This is a genomic window from Acaryochloris sp. IP29b_bin.137, assembly GCF_028285745.1.
Taxonomy (GTDB): Bacteria; Cyanobacteriota; Cyanobacteriia; order Thermosynechococcales; family Thermosynechococcaceae; genus Acaryochloris.
The window spans coordinates 19255-32819 of the sequence record NZ_JANQOP010000024.1 but is presented as its reverse complement, the minus strand read 5'-3'; the positions used below and the strand labels follow the sequence as shown (position 1 = coordinate 32819).

The window sequence follows — 13565 nt, the reverse complement described above, 5'->3', positions numbered from 1 at the left end:
GCTATCAAACAGATTAGTCGCAGAGTCAAAATTTCAGGGGCGCAGTGGAATGAAAGCAATGTCCCGCAAGTGCTTGCACATCGGTGTGCTTATCTCAATCTTAATTGGCATGCAAAGGTGACATGCTCCCTGGTCGAAAGCAATGAATGGGTAGATAGGTGGCAAACGCCTGTCTTAACTGCATTGATGGGAGCAGCATTGTTTGCAAAATAGCTGAAGATTATTTACGCTTCCACAAACAATAGAAACTGCTTCATTTGCGATAAATGTATGGGCATACAAGACAGAGAACTGCAGCCTTGCGCGCTTATCCCCACCCAACGGGGAATAATGAGAATCGATAGCGTCCTCAGCCATTAGCTATCGCTATGATGGTACGGTCAGAGCCCGCTATTTCAGAATCCAGTCCTTTCAATCGCCAATCCATGAGCAATTCTGTCAACCTGCCCCAAGCTGCGGGATATTTAGATGATTTTGATCAAGTTCGCCGTGTTCGAGAACAAGTTGCCGAGCACTTAGAGCGGATTGTTCAGATTTTGACTCAATCAGAAATGGACGGTGCACAAGCGTCGGGACAGTTAGGATTGGATCGTCAGATCACGCTAGTCCAAATGGCTAGTGACCATCTCAAGCAAGGTATCTTCCGCCTGGTGGTGTTGGGCGATCTGAAGCGTGGTAAAAGCACCTTAATTAACGCCATTCTGGGGGAGCGCCTTCTACCCAGCGACGTGAATCCTTGCACCGCCATTCTGAGCGTTCTCAAATATGGTCCGCAGAAGCGGGTCACCATCTACTTTCGCGATGACACTCCGCCTCAGCAAATTGATGTCGCCACATTCAAATGGAAATACACCATTGACCCTTCAGAAGCTAAAGCTCTGGAGGAAAAAGATGAGCAAGCCTTTCCCAATGTCAGCCACGCCGTAATTGAGTATCCGCTCCCTCTCTTATCCAAAGGGATTGAACTGGTCGATACCCCTGGACTCAACGATACGGAAGCCCGTAACGAGCTGGTGCTCAATTACCTCAACGACTGTCATGCGGTGTTGTTTGTTCTCAACACCACCCAGCCCTGCACCCTAGATGAGCGGCGCTACTTACGTAACTTTCTTCAGAATCGAGGGCTAACGATTTTCTTCCTCCTTAATGCCTGGGATAAGGTACAAAACAGTCTGCTTGATCCTGACGATAAGATAGCTTTAGCGGAGGCAGAAACAAAACTTCGACAAGTCTTTCAAACCCACCTCTCTCCCTATTGTTTAGTCAATGGCGAAGATCGCTATCAGCAGCGAGTTTTTGAAATTTCGGCGTTACCCGCGTTGAGATCTCAACTCCACGACCCCAAAGCCCTCCTAGACGATACAGGCATTCCTGCTTTTCTCGATTCCCTCACCCAGTTTCTTACCCGCGAGCGGACCAGTGCCGAACTCAACCATGCAGCACAGCAAGCTCGCGCCGTTGCGGCCCATGTGCATGAGGCCGTCGAACGACGAATTCCGCTATTGGGCGAAGATATCGGCAACCTCAAAGATAAAGTCGCCTCCGTCCAGGCGGAGTTTGACCAGCTCACAGCTGTCTCCACAGATTTTCAGACCGAAATTCGCAAAATCCGCGATCGCGAAGCCCAAGCCATTGCCGATTCATTTCAGACCTATCTGCTTCAGTTGGAAAAAACCTTTGAAACTGACTTTGTGGTGTCCCAGCCCGATCTAGAATTTTTAGACTTCCTCAACAAGCAAAACCGGGCCAAATTCCATGAGTCTTTTAAGCGGGCCTTTGAACGCTATCTCACGGATCAGTTGGCAGACTGGGAGATGCAGGCTACTCAGCAGTTAGAAACAGCCTTTGCCCAGGTACAAGCCGTCGCCGATCAATATCGGGGCACCTATACCCAGGTGGTGGATGTGATTAATGCCAAACTGTTGGGGCGGTCCTATGGGGCGTCAGGCCATCCTTATAATGCCACTGAAACCTGGACCGACACAGTTTTTGAAGTGTTGGATGCCATTCCTAACTCCCTTAATGGCGTCGTCGGTCGTTTAAGTCCCTTTTGGCGGCGGGTGATGCAGGCGGTTTTCACCTCCCTCTGCGTTACGCTGGTCATCCAAATCGTTGGCCTTTTGTTTTCAGCGATGGCCTTGAACGTGTTTCTAGTGATCGCTGCCGGAGCGGGCTTAGTCGCGGGACAGGCTGAATATGTCCGCCAGACGTTTCTAACGACAACTCGGCAAGAATTTGCCAAATGTCTGCCCCAAATTGCCCAAGAGCAGCATCAGGCCGTTTATGAAGCTGTCGAATCCTGCTTTAATACCTATGAAACAGAGATTATTCAGCGCTTAAATGATGATATCTCAGCTCGCCAAACGGAACTGACCCATTTAGTTACGCAAAAAGAGACCCAAGACATTCAGCTAGAGCAAGAGACCGAGCGCCTGCAACAGCTCGATCAAAGGGTTGCTGAGCAGGTTACCCATCTAACCGCCTTGCTTTAGACGTTGCGTTTACCTTTGGCGCGGTGCCGAGCCATGCTAGTCACGCGGTCGGGATGACCTGAGCTGAACTGCAACAGCATTTGCTGTTTGGGCAACCGCATCAGTTTTCCTTCCCGCTCAAATTCGTTCAGCAAACGGGTGGCCGTGACTCGGGTGATGCCCGTAATCTCAGCCAAGAGCTGATGGGTTAATCCCAAATCCAAGATGCGTCCCTGCTCCACTTGGCGGCCAAACCGATCGCCTAGCCAATCCAAAAAGCGTAATAACCGCTGGGGTGCTCGCTTATGGCTGATGATGCTAAACAGTTCTTCCATATAGCGGAGGTGCGATCGCATCACCACCCCTAAGTCATCTAGCCCAGAAAGCGGCAGAGGTCTTAACTGCACATTATTGAGGCACTCCATCTGGAATGGCGTGATTTCAGATAACAAGCGGCCCACACAATCTCCCGCACCCCACAAGCCCAATGTGACCAGATCGCCATCTTCATTCCACGTCAGTGTTCGGACCAGCCCCTGATCGATATGCCATAGGTGGTCCGTCTGGCGAGGAATCATTTTTCCCACTTCCAAATGCAACGGTTGAGCGTTCTGTTTGGATGAGACTGGAGTAGAAGCGGGCTGGGCTGTAGCAAATACAGAAGAAGATAAAGCCATAAGTGAGGTCCTATTAATAGGAAGGTGAGACAGAAGCTATTGAATATATAAATCTTAAAAGATCACACAGATAGATAAAATCACTAGTGATTCAATCAAATTTCGATCTTATACAAGAAGCAGCTATCAAGGGAGCAACTTAAGTAGATAAGGTACATAAGTCCCGTGAAAACTTCGTGAAGTTTAAAGTGTTTAGCGATTCATAGCATTAGTTACGATTCACTTAAATCTAAGTTACTGTTCTTTTCCTCAAGAGATGTTCATTCAAGATCCTGCAGACCTTCATTAAAAAAACAAGCGCTAGAATGGCTAAGATCTTTAGTATATAGGCTTTATAAGTAATACGATTCAGATCTCTAAACCCAAGCCCTAAAACATTGTCAAGGAATCCGGCCAACAAAAAGTTGACTTAGTGAATAAAAATTTGTTCCCAGGAAATTGAGTCCCTAAAAAACGGGTGGCAATTCAATTTTGGATCACATTTCAGCATAAAACAATTCTATAACCACCCTAATCGGCTCACCCAGCTCCAATCAGTTGCTCTAGTTTTAGTGTTTCTATAAAGTACTAAATATTCTGCTTTCTTTGAGGGGTGAAAGGCTTTTTCTAGGAGAAATAAAGCTGATTTTTTGAGTAATCAAAAGGCGAATGGCATATCGTTAAGACGATCCGCCATTCGCCCTTGGGTGCAGAGATTCGTCCATTTCGGCGAGTTCATCTTAATGCGGGCGATGAACCCCTGATGCTGGATAAGCCTAAAATCTTCTTTTGCCCTTGAAATACTTAAACAATCGATTCCCAAGATACCCTACCTCTATGAAAGCAGGGTATCTCAAACATTACAATTCAATTTAGCCGAGATCAAACATCTTGCTTGAGCTAAACAGATTCGAAGTAAGCCTTGGACTTAACCGGATCTGGATTCATCGTTTTGTCCCCGGGTTGCCAACCCGCTGGACAAACTTCATCTGGGTTCGCTTGAACATGTTGAATAGCTTGTAGGGTCCGTAAGGTTTCATCAACGTTGCGTCCAAAGGCAAGGTTGTTAATCGTGGCGTGCTGAATAATGCCCTCTTTATCGATAATAAATAGGCCTCTAAGGGCAATACCCGCTTCTGGATCCAACACATTGTAAGCAGAGCTAATTTCTTTCTTAATATCTGAAACTAGCGGATAGTTGAGATCGCCCACCCCCCCAGATTTTCGGTCAGTTTGGGTCCAAGCTAAATGGGAAAATTCACTATCCACAGAAATTCCCAGCACTTCGGTATTTAAGACTTTGAAGGCGTCATACCGATCGCTGAAGGCTGTAATCTCTGTGGGACACACGAAGGTAAAATCGAGGGGATAGAAAAAGATAACGACATACTTACCCCGATAGTTTGAGAGTTGAACTTCGCTAAACTCTTGGTCAAAAACAGCTGTTGCTGTAAAGTCGGGCGCTGGCTGGCCGACTCTTAGACATTCATGCGCTTCGTGTTGTGACATAACCAAATTACTCCTAAGCTAAGATGCCGATTGTGAAGATATTGGGCTCACCCAATATCGACTAAGATCAATCGCCTGGGTGCAAAAAATGAGTGATTTAAGGGAATAAATCTCGTAACACCCCAATCACTATACCGCATACTCATAGCGGTACTGAGTGAGTTCGAGACCCTCACCCCCGAAATGCGGTAAAGAGGTATTATTGCGGGGTCGCTATTGCCGATAGCAAAGGTTTGACCATCCAGTTCAGCCCCAGTTTTAACTGATGATCGAGGGTGGGCATCCGATAGAGGTAGATCAACCGACGGGCCATAAAAGCTAAGGGGCCGTCTAACTGTACCCCCAAGCCTGACATGGCTGCAGAATCTTCGCCCAGGGTCAGCATTTCTCCTAGATGAGTGTAGTGAAAGGGGAGGAGTGGACGTTGCGTGAGAGAAGCCCAGAGGTTCCAACCGACGCAATCAGCCTGTTGAATAGCAACCTGTGCTGTTTTAGGAATAGGCTGCCCCTCCTGAGCCGGACAGTCTGCTAAGTCACCTAATGCAAAAATGTGGGGTGCGGTTTGCACCTGTAGGGTGGGATCAGTCAGGAGTTGACCCCGATTATTGTGGGGTAAGGGAAGCGATTGGACTGAGTCTGCGATCGCAGTTCCCACGGTCCACAAGACAATATCTACGGGCAATGTATCGGTTTGCTCCTTATAACAGAGCGTCATTTGATTAGCGTCTAGAGACTCAATACGGGTCTCCAGGTCAATCCAGATTTGCCGCTTTTCGAGGGCTTTTTGCGCTGCCGTTTGATTGAATTCAGGTGCTGACTTCAGAATTTGATCATTGCGTTCGATCAGGCGTATCCGTCCGCGATCGCCCAAGCGATCGGCTAACTTACAGGCTAATTCCACCCCACTAGGACCTGCCCCCACGACTGCAACGCGAATCTTGGGAACCGAAGCGGTTTCTAAGGCTCGTAAACTTTCGTCTAGGCGATAGGCATCTTGCACCGTCCGAAACGGGAGTGCATATTCTGCCGAGCCGGGTACTTGATGCAAGGGCGTTTCACCCCCTAAAGCCAGGACTAGACGGTCATAGGAGAGCGTCTGTGATGATAACTCCACCGTTTGTTGCTGAAGATCAATGTCTTTCACTGCACTTTGGATAAATCGCACATGGGTATTGGCAAGCAATTCAGTATAGGGGGGCGCAATTTCCCAAGATTGCAGCTCCCCCGTGACCAGTTCATATAGCAAAGGGGAGAACAAAAAATGATTATTTTGATCTACTAAATAGATAAGTGGGTTAAGGTCTCCCCAGGGAAGTTGCCCCAGACGTAAGGCGGTGTAAAGCCCTCCAAAACCGCCCCCTAAAATACATATCGTTGGCTGGTGTTCAGTCATGCCATCCACCTTATGCGTGCAACCACTATCCCTTTAAGGATACCAAGGGCGTTCTGAAGGATGTGGAGAGGCTCTAATTTCCAAACGCTGCTTGATCAAAGATCTCCCAACGTTGACCATTGTGTTTAAGCAGGGTTATATCAGTGGCCACAAATGGGTGGTCAAATTGACGATCTTGAAAAAAAGGCCATGCCGCGTAGAAACTTGCGCGTTTTAAATCTCGAAACGCTACAGTCATATGGGGGACAAAAGAGCGAGATTGAGCCCGGTTATCTTGAATCAACCAAGCCTGTGCACAATAGGTTTGTAATTGGCTGTGGAGATCCAGTAGTTCTGGAGTGAGCTGGACTTTAATATAGATCACCCGTGGAGCAAACGCGCCAAAGCCACTCAGTTGAATTGGTATCGATTGATGCTGATCGGCCCATCGATATAATGCTTGGACAACTGCATCAATAGATGCAATTGTCGTTGACGAAGCCGGTGGCCACTCGAAAGGGGCTTGCAGGGTGATATGAGGGGGAGCGTTCAACGCTTTGCGGCTTTGATACTCCATCGCAAATATTTTTTGGATTGCCAAAACTTCCTCTTGAACAGATTCAGGAGGAAGAAGGGCTAAAAAATATCGGGCCACTAAGCCTGGTTCAGATTAATCCCTGCTTCACGAGCAAAGGTGGCTAGACCTTTTTTCTCAAGGGTCTTAATCGCTTTCGTGGAGAGTCTGAGTTTGACCCAGCGTTTTCCCTGAGGCCACCACACTCGTTTCCACTGCAAGTTTGCTTCCTGCAACTTTTTGGTGCGACGGTGGGAATGGGAAACCGCAAACGCGTTATTCGCTTTTTTTCCGGTTAGTTGGCATTTTTTGCCCATGAAAAAGTACTCCAGCAAAAGGTTGCAAAAAACGGAGAGAGAGGGATTCGAACCCTCGGTACGGAATTCACCGTACAACAGATTAGCAATCTGCCGCTTTCGACCACTCAGCCACCTCTCCGAGTGAGCAAACCTGATCATAACAGATCTCATCTCTTGACCGAGCGGTTTACAAGGCTAGAGTCTGATATTTTTAGACAGAGAATGTAGAGACAGGATTTTACCCCAAAGGCGAAATTAAGGATTAAGATGCTCACGAAAGGATGCACGAGCATTTTTGCTTACTGAGGACGCATAAAAGACTTGCTATGAAACTGCCAGAATTCCCAGAAGCGAATCACCCACTTGTAAAATCACTACAAGATTGTAGTGATCAAGAGCTAGTGCAGGGATTTCAGCAATACCCTGGGGAGGGAAAGTACTTTACAGCCCTATTTTGTCGATTTGGCGCTATGTCTTATTCCCTATTGCGGAATATGGCCCGATCGCCTTTACAGGTAGACTATCTATTTGCCAGGGTATGGCGGAATGTGTTCTATGAATTGCCCCACTTAACCACAGATGCAGGCGGTCCCAGCTTGACGCTGCAATCCTGGATTTTAAATAAAGTTGCCGCTTGCATCACCCAAGATCAGCTGCCTGCGGTTGAAACCATTCAATACACCCTCACTGCTGCACCGCCTCCCTTATGGTGTTATGTGCAGATTGCTTTGGACCAGCTATCCCCTTTACCCAGACTAATTCTGGTCTTATCTCAAACCTTTCACTGGCAAGATCAGCGGATTGTTGCTGTTTTACAGGCAGAAGGAGAAGACGTGACGACAGAGGATATTGCTCAGTATTTGCAAGAAGCGTATCAGTCACTCCAGGCTGCCTTACCAGAAGATATCCAAGCAATCTACTTTAATGAGCCATCGTTAGCTTCTCTGCCCATTGGTTCAGTTTAGGTTTTACCCAAGGGTTGGGGGGGATGGGTGATTTTCCAAGATACCCCCGTAATGAAATTCGTGGTGATATGGGCAATTACCGGGACCAATAAGTTCCCCGTTGACCAGGCGCCATACCCCAACAAGAAGCCGACCACGGATACCCAGACGACATAGGACCATTGTTTGGGGCTGTTGAGGTGGAGAACGCCAAAGCACAAACTAGACAGGATGAGACCCGCCCAATTCAAACCCAGGGCAGGCAACATCACCCCTCGAAATAACAATTCTTCACTCAATCCAGGGAGTAATCCCAGCCAGATTAAATCGGTCCACACTAAGGGTTTAATCACGAGCTGAAGGTACAGGGAGGCAGACGATCGATATTGTGGCCAAAATTGGTACATGATCGCGCTGGCCGCAGTGATACCCATCCCGAGGCCAACCCCCCAAGCAGCATGTTGTGGTTGCCAGGTCATTCGCAGGGACGGAAAAGTACCGAAATACTGCCAGACCTTGGCGATAAATAGTAAAAGGAGGGCTGTTACCCCCATAGCAATCAGGACTTGCGTACGCGTGAGGGACTCTAGTTCAGGTTGCTGATTAGGCCGATCAACCACAGGGATATATAAACGATTCAAATACCTCTATAACCTATCAGTTAATGCAAAAGACCGCATAGAGAAGCGTGCGTTACTCAACGGGTTCCTGAACCTGAGTGATGGAAATGCTAGGCCGCAATACCCTCTCATCGATACCTGCCTTCATGGCAGCTAAGATGCCCACGGCTTCGAGATAGGACTGGGCAATCCGATGCTGAATACCGAGGGTGTCAGCAGTGGTGCTCATCCGAGTGGTGTTCTCCTGAACGGTAATAATCTGTGCCTGGCTACGGCTGAAACTCAACACGGCGCTACCTCCACAGGCGGTGGCCGGGACCACAACCGCATCAACTTGATCACGCCACAGATCCGTTGGATGGTGGGGGTCAGTCATGACTTGAGGAGCTCTCGACAAGCCAGCCAATACAGACGGGAGAAAGGTATAGCCTAATTCTTCTGCTGCTGCTTTTGGATTTAAGGCAGGGGCCAAGGGCAGGGGCGCAAGGGCAGGAGCATGGGCACAGGGAATGTGAAACCGTTGCACCACCAGATGACTAATCACGGCCTCAGCCCCGGCTAACAGGTCCACCCCATGGCCCTGCCGATAAGCCTGAAGCATATCGCTATTGGAATCATCGGGAAAGCGGGCAACAACTGCGATCGCATCCACCTTACCGTGGGTGAGCAACTGATCAACCGCCCGCAATAGGCTATCGGGATGATCGATCGTTCCCCAGGCGGCTCCCGAGGCCGCTGTTTTCAGCGTTACCCCTAGAGGCATATCAGTTATCAACACATCATCGACGATAAGCCCCAAGGTTGCCCGGGCTGCATCCACCGCTTGTAAATGACGCAGGCGCAACTCCGCTTCGATGGCTCGATCTAAAACCAATCCAATCCGGTTGCGGTGGACAGGACGTAACCCCCAATGGCCCGCGGCAAATTGATCCAGGGCGTAGCCTTCCACATACCAAGCATTAGACAGTGGCCAATAGAGCTGAGCTCCATTTAAGACATTGGGATGAGTGATGATGCGATCGCAGACCGTCGCCATGGTGCGGACGACGGGAATGGCATCCCCTGCATATCCGCCAATTGCCGCGCCAATTCCCGTGGGAATCAGCAAAACAGCGGTAAAGGGATGAGCCGTCAATCGGATAGCGCTACTGACTGGGATTGGGTCACTACTGCTTCAACCGTCGCTTTTTGATCTTTGACCTCAGTCACTGCCCAGCGTAGGGGTTCCCCTTGCTGCCGTAGGGTCTCGTCAATCTGGGCGGGCAAATCCGCACTAGACGCTTCTAAATCAATTTCTGCAGTAATAAAATGGGTCGTCATTTTATAGGTCTCCCTTCGTCAAAAATAGGGTGAGGACAAGTTACTGACTTTGTCCAAACTGTAAGTTATACACAACTTCTTCTTTATTCGATTCAAGCTTAATATCAGACCGGGGATAGGCGACGCAGAGCAATGCATAGCCTTGGTCCAGCAAATCAGGCCCCAAGCCCATGGCGTCTTCTTGCTCAACTTCTCCTTCTAGAATTAGAGAAGCACAAGTTGTACAGACCCCTGCACAGCAGGAACTGGGCAAATTGACCCCAGCATCATGGGCTGCTTGCAAAATCGTCGTGTCTTCAGGAACGCTAATGGTGTGGACGGTGTCTTGATGGTGAATCTCTACGGAATAAGTCTGTGGCATCGAATTTGAAATGGCAACGTCAAGCCGACAATGAGTGGTTAGCCTCTATTGTTTCATATTCTTTCCCTTAACCCGATGCCAGACGCTTTAAATGGTGTGGAGGTTGGGAATCCTAGGTATAGACAACTTCAATTTTGAGAACAGGCAACATCTTAGCTGTCCCTCAGTGTAGGGATTGCTTTCCTCTCAGATGTATTAAGCCTGGCAACCTCATTCGCACGGAGTCAATGGACTCTTGTTGCTTCAATCACTTAGCTAGGTGGCTGGGTAGCCATCTTAGATGAGGGAGGTTAGCGTACGTCTTACTTAGGCTGGTTTTACGGTTTCCTCAGGAATTTCCCTAATATGCACGACCCCAAACAAGATTCTGCTGAACGGCACGTTCTGGTCATCAACGATGGTAAACGTCGTGCGATCGCACTTGACTCAGCGGCCTACTCCATTGGTCGAGATGAATCCAACGCTATTGTGCTAGATTCACCAACCATTTCTCGTAAACACGCTATCCTGCTCCGATTGCCAACCCCTGGCAAAAACACCTATCGGTATCGTCTAATTGATGGAGATTCAGAGGGCAATCGAAGTGCCAATGGGGTGTTTGTGAATGATAAGCGCTGCAGTTCTCAAGAGCTGGCAGACGGGGATCGTATTGGCCTAGGCCGGAAAATTAAAGCCTCCTATCTGATTGTTTCGATGGGGGAAGCAGAATTTATTCGCTATTTGGAATCCACCGATTTCCAAAGCCTCAAATCAGATGCAGTGAATCCTAAGGCAACCGTTGTTGCCTCTGACTCCGAATTAGTCGGATCTCCCACAGCTATCACTCAAATTGGGCGAGATCCTGCTACGTTACTCGCTCAAAATGAATCTGCTACCAGGCTCTCGGAAACAATGCCTGAAGTCGTCGCTCAAGGCGCTAATCGGCAGACCGTTAAAGAGGGACGTCAAAAACAAACCCTTATTGTTCGTCAGCGACCCCGTCTGTGGATGTTGATCAGCCCCGTATTGCTGATCATTGTGTTGGGGTTGGGAGGCTGGTACCTGTCTTCTCCAAAAGGGAGTCAACCGTCTTCCCCACCGTCTACCGAAAGTCCATAGACTCTGGAGTTTTGGAGTTCTATCTCCGTTAACGGATGGTGGAGCAATAGATAGTCTTCTACAATTTGATTCCCCAATAGATGTTCCTGCAAGATTCTTTCAATCACCGGAGGAGCAGCAGAGTGATACCAGACCCCATCTGGATATATCACCATGATTGGACCGCGTTGACACACCCTAAGACAGTTGGCCTTAGTCCGAAATACAAAATTTTCAGCGGTGGGGTTATCTAGTTTTAACTCTTTCAGTCGGGTCTTGAGATAGGCCCATGCAGCTAGGCTAGACGCCTTGTCACAGCATTTATCCACCGTTTGATCAGCACAGATGAAAATATGACGTTGAATGCGGGCCAAACCCAATGCCTGCACAGTTTTTTGCAGGGCAGCGTATTCCGCAGGTGTCGCATCTCTAGGCAGCGTAAGCGCAACATCTTGTTCAGTCATAAATTGACCACTGGCTAATGAGGGTGAGTTTTAGTGGGCTGAACCATTGCCATGGTAATCGTCCGAATCATAAAAGCCATTTCGAGTCCCAAAAAAGAGGCAAAGTACGACAAATACGGGGGTAACCCCTATCAAGATTGTTTTAAGGTCCATAACTCAGGGAAATTGGTCAGTAGCGTTAAGTATTATTAACAGGATATATCAAGTGACGAGTCCATCAACATTCAGTTGAATCGGCTGCTGCTGGGCAAAGGGTAATTATTCTAAATCCCGGCCCCTAAATCCTAGTCATTTTTATCGTACCCATTTTTCCAGAAAACCTCAGTATCGAGAATGGGCGAGGCCACTGGTGAATCAAGCAGTGGATTACCGCTTAGGGAGTTCCAAAAATTGTCAAGGCATCTGATTACATCTCCATACATTCATTCAATAGGTCGTTGGGCGAATACCCAATTCTCTTTACATCCCAAGTCTTTTTTTGATTCCCTTTTTAAGAAATATTTAATATTGACATCATAATTTGATATGATTCGATTCGAATCCTTTGAGTTGGCCTCTATGCGTTCTCTATTGCCGATTCCGAAGCGTTTTCGGATTTTGATTTCTTTAACAGGACAACGTTCCGTAAAGTTTTCTATCAGTCCTCTGGTTGTTATCTTAGGTTTAGCTGCCGCTTTGTCTGCCGCTGCAGTTCCGGCCGTTTGGGCGGGTAAAACCCTTTATGCCTTACAACAACGTCACGATCAACTTTCTGAATCGGCGGCGGAAGTTTTAGAAGAATTAGAAGTCTTGGACGAGGAAGTTGAAAAACTTCGTCAACGCGCAGGATTATCCAAACAAAAGCGTCAGCAAGTCAAGGTGGAGGTAGAGGGCGGTAAAGGCGGGGTTTCCGTTGTCCTCAATACAGAAGAGCAGTTAAAAGTTGCCAAGGAACGACTTCCCGTTTTAACCTCTCGACTTAAGCAGCACGTTCAGCCTGCTCTGGAGAAAACCCTTCAAGCGGAAGAAGCCCGAGATGCCGCTACGCCGCAGGGTAAACCCACCAAAGGATACTCCCCAATCTCCTCAGATTTTGGCTTACGGCCAGGCCCATTTGGCGGCAGTGCAGAAATACATGATGGGATCGATTTGTTAGGTGACCATGGGGCTCCTATTTATGCTACTGCCCAGGGCGAGGTGGAACGGGCCGAATATGCAGGTGGCTACGGCTATCATGTTGTGCTCCAACACGGTTATGGTTATCAAACCCTTTATGCCCACCTTTCTAAGCTAGCGGTTAAACCGAAGTCAACCGTTCAGCGAGGCCAGTTAATTGGCTATATGGGGAGTACTGGACGTTCCACAGGTACGCATTTGCACTATTCAATTTATCACCATGAGAAAGCGATTGATCCAAAGCCCTATATGGTGTCTAAGACGCTTAAACCCTAGTTTCGAGTCCTGAGCATTGCTTTAGGAGAGTTGGCTGCTTAAGGTTCGTAACGCCTTCTTGACATAGTGACCAATATTTTTGACTAGGTTGGTGATATAGTCTGGTTCATCTGGTATGCGGGCCATTAGCTCATGGTATTCGTCTATCAGGTCATGCTCGATATCAGAAACGACTTCATCGGCGATCAGCAGATTACCGATAGCAGCGAGTAATTGAAGCCGCTGTTCTTGATGGGAGTTTTTAAGGAATTCAACCATCCACCGCTCCGTTTGAGCAGGGGGGACTGGATGTTGCAGTAGATGCTGTAGTTCGGTGTCCTGACTCAAATGATAGCGGGACAGGGTTTTCTGGAGGTGGGTAACTTCGGGCTCACTCAGTTGATGATCAATCCAAGCCGAACCAATCAATATTTGAAGTGTCAGACGTCGCAGTTCAGTGTCCATAGTGAATCTATCAAAACTGTTTT

At 48.1% G+C, this 13565-nt stretch carries 16 protein-coding genes and 1 tRNA gene; 5 read left to right on the top strand and 12 right to left on the bottom strand.

Features of this window, described 5'->3' with window-relative positions:
• The coding region (locus tag Q0991_RS01835; RefSeq protein WP_299484932.1) for a hypothetical protein at positions 1 to 213 on the top strand (213 nt) is incomplete at its 5' end.
• A gap of 155 nt (positions 214 to 368) precedes the next feature.
• Positions 369 to 2492 (top strand): dynamin family protein, encoded by a 2124-nt coding sequence (locus Q0991_RS01830; RefSeq protein WP_299484929.1) that lies wholly within the window; start codon positions 369 to 371, stop codon positions 2490 to 2492.
• Here Q0991_RS01830 and Q0991_RS01825 read toward each other — a convergent pair.
• From Q0991_RS01825 to Q0991_RS01800, 6 genes are all read right to left on the bottom strand, one after another.
• Positions 2489 to 3148, bottom strand: a complete 660-nt coding sequence (locus Q0991_RS01825) for a Crp/Fnr family transcriptional regulator (RefSeq protein WP_299484928.1) — start codon at positions 3146 to 3148, stop codon at positions 2489 to 2491. The genes Q0991_RS01830 and Q0991_RS01825 overlap by 4 nt on opposite strands.
• Before the next feature lie 879 nt (positions 3149 to 4027).
• Positions 4028 to 4636, bottom strand: coding sequence for a peroxiredoxin (locus Q0991_RS01820; protein WP_299484927.1), 609 nt, complete (start codon positions 4634 to 4636; stop codon positions 4028 to 4030).
• A gap of 199 nt (positions 4637 to 4835) precedes the next feature.
• On the bottom strand, positions 4836 to 6029 hold the full coding sequence (locus Q0991_RS01815) for an NAD(P)/FAD-dependent oxidoreductase (protein ID WP_299484925.1): 1194 nt from the start codon (positions 6027 to 6029) through the stop codon (positions 4836 to 4838).
• Between the two features lie 73 nt (positions 6030 to 6102).
• Complete coding sequence (locus tag Q0991_RS01810; RefSeq protein WP_299484924.1) at positions 6103 to 6663, bottom strand: 2'-5' RNA ligase family protein; 561 nt, start codon at positions 6661 to 6663, stop codon at positions 6103 to 6105.
• Positions 6663 to 6899 carry a 50S ribosomal protein L28 gene (gene rpmB, locus Q0991_RS01805; protein WP_299484922.1) on the bottom strand — a complete coding sequence of 79 codons (237 nt, stop codon included), beginning with the start codon at positions 6897 to 6899 and terminating at the stop codon, positions 6663 to 6665. Before rpmB ends, Q0991_RS01810 begins: the two co-directional genes overlap by 1 nt.
• 32 nt (positions 6900 to 6931) lie before the next feature.
• A tRNA-Ser gene (locus Q0991_RS01800) sits at positions 6932 to 7020 on the bottom strand.
• 187 nt (positions 7021 to 7207) lie between these two features.
• Here Q0991_RS01800 and Q0991_RS01795 point away from each other — a divergent pair.
• Positions 7208 to 7846, top strand: a complete 639-nt coding sequence (locus Q0991_RS01795; RefSeq protein WP_299484920.1) for a sigma-70 family RNA polymerase sigma factor — start codon at positions 7208 to 7210, stop codon at positions 7844 to 7846.
• Here the strand turns inward: Q0991_RS01795 and Q0991_RS01790 are convergent.
• From Q0991_RS01790 to Q0991_RS01775, 4 genes are all read right to left on the bottom strand, one after another.
• Positions 7843 to 8445: a CPBP family intramembrane glutamic endopeptidase gene (locus Q0991_RS01790; RefSeq protein WP_299484918.1), complete on the bottom strand. Its 603-nt coding sequence runs from the start codon at positions 8443 to 8445 to the stop codon at positions 7843 to 7845. The genes Q0991_RS01795 and Q0991_RS01790 overlap by 4 nt on opposite strands.
• Before the next feature lie 73 nt (positions 8446 to 8518).
• Positions 8519 to 9580: a DUF3326 domain-containing protein gene (locus Q0991_RS01785; RefSeq protein ID WP_299484916.1), complete on the bottom strand. Its 1062-nt coding sequence runs from the start codon at positions 9578 to 9580 to the stop codon at positions 8519 to 8521.
• Positions 9577 to 9765, bottom strand: a complete 189-nt coding sequence (locus tag Q0991_RS01780) for a hypothetical protein (protein ID WP_299484914.1) — start codon at positions 9763 to 9765, stop codon at positions 9577 to 9579. The genes Q0991_RS01785 and Q0991_RS01780 overlap by 4 nt, the downstream gene beginning before the upstream one ends.
• A 40-nt stretch (positions 9766 to 9805) precedes the next feature.
• Complete coding sequence (locus Q0991_RS01775; RefSeq protein ID WP_299484911.1) at positions 9806 to 10126, bottom strand: 2Fe-2S iron-sulfur cluster-binding protein; 321 nt, start codon at positions 10124 to 10126, stop codon at positions 9806 to 9808.
• Between the two features lie 345 nt (positions 10127 to 10471).
• Between Q0991_RS01775 and Q0991_RS01770 the strand changes: the two genes are divergently transcribed.
• A complete protein-coding gene (locus tag Q0991_RS01770; protein ID WP_299484909.1) occupies positions 10472 to 11224 on the top strand; it encodes an FHA domain-containing protein in 753 nt (250 codons plus the stop codon).
• Here Q0991_RS01770 and Q0991_RS01765 read toward each other — a convergent pair.
• Positions 11188 to 11667 (bottom strand): ferredoxin, encoded by a 480-nt coding sequence (locus tag Q0991_RS01765; RefSeq protein WP_299484907.1) that lies wholly within the window; start codon positions 11665 to 11667, stop codon positions 11188 to 11190. The two genes, Q0991_RS01770 and Q0991_RS01765, sit on opposite strands and share 37 nt — an antisense overlap.
• 525 nt (positions 11668 to 12192) lie before the next feature.
• Between Q0991_RS01765 and Q0991_RS01760 the strand changes: the two genes are divergently transcribed.
• Positions 12193 to 13098, top strand: coding sequence for a M23 family metallopeptidase (locus Q0991_RS01760; protein WP_299484904.1), 906 nt, complete (start codon positions 12193 to 12195; stop codon positions 13096 to 13098).
• Between the two features lie 21 nt (positions 13099 to 13119).
• Here Q0991_RS01760 and Q0991_RS01755 read toward each other — a convergent pair whose 3' ends face one another.
• Positions 13120 to 13542, bottom strand: a complete 423-nt coding sequence (locus tag Q0991_RS01755; protein WP_299484903.1) for a TerB family tellurite resistance protein — start codon at positions 13540 to 13542, stop codon at positions 13120 to 13122.
• Positions 13543 to 13565: the final 23 nt, after the last annotated feature.

What these genes read in the sequence shown, in the direction of transcription:
- Q0991_RS01775 (WP_299484911.1), bottom strand. Translation starts at nt 10,126, where the DNA reads ATGCCACAGACTTATTCCGTAGAGATTCACCATCAAGACACCGTCCAC.
- Q0991_RS01760 (WP_299484904.1), top strand. Translation starts at nt 12,193, where the DNA reads ATGATTCGATTCGAATCCTTTGAGTTGGCCTCTATGCGTTCTCTATTG.
- rpmB (WP_299484922.1), bottom strand. Translation starts at nt 6,899, where the DNA reads ATGGGCAAAAAATGCCAACTAACCGGAAAAAAAGCGAATAACGCGTTT.
- Q0991_RS01815 (WP_299484925.1), bottom strand. Translation starts at nt 6,029, where the DNA reads ATGACTGAACACCAGCCAACGATATGTATTTTAGGGGGCGGTTTTGGA.
- Q0991_RS01820 (WP_299484927.1), bottom strand. Translation starts at nt 4,636, where the DNA reads ATGTCACAACACGAAGCGCATGAATGTCTAAGAGTCGGCCAGCCAGCG.
- Q0991_RS01770 (WP_299484909.1), top strand. Translation starts at nt 10,472, where the DNA reads ATGCACGACCCCAAACAAGATTCTGCTGAACGGCACGTTCTGGTCATC.
- Q0991_RS01795 (WP_299484920.1), top strand. Translation starts at nt 7,208, where the DNA reads ATGAAACTGCCAGAATTCCCAGAAGCGAATCACCCACTTGTAAAATCA.
- Q0991_RS01755 (WP_299484903.1), bottom strand. Translation starts at nt 13,542, where the DNA reads ATGGACACTGAACTGCGACGTCTGACACTTCAAATATTGATTGGTTCG.
- Q0991_RS01830 (WP_299484929.1), top strand. Translation starts at nt 369, where the DNA reads ATGATGGTACGGTCAGAGCCCGCTATTTCAGAATCCAGTCCTTTCAAT.
- Q0991_RS01780 (WP_299484914.1), bottom strand. Translation starts at nt 9,765, where the DNA reads ATGACGACCCATTTTATTACTGCAGAAATTGATTTAGAAGCGTCTAGT.
- Q0991_RS01825 (WP_299484928.1), bottom strand. Translation starts at nt 3,148, where the DNA reads ATGGCTTTATCTTCTTCTGTATTTGCTACAGCCCAGCCCGCTTCTACT.
- Q0991_RS01765 (WP_299484907.1), bottom strand. Translation starts at nt 11,667, where the DNA reads ATGACTGAACAAGATGTTGCGCTTACGCTGCCTAGAGATGCGACACCT.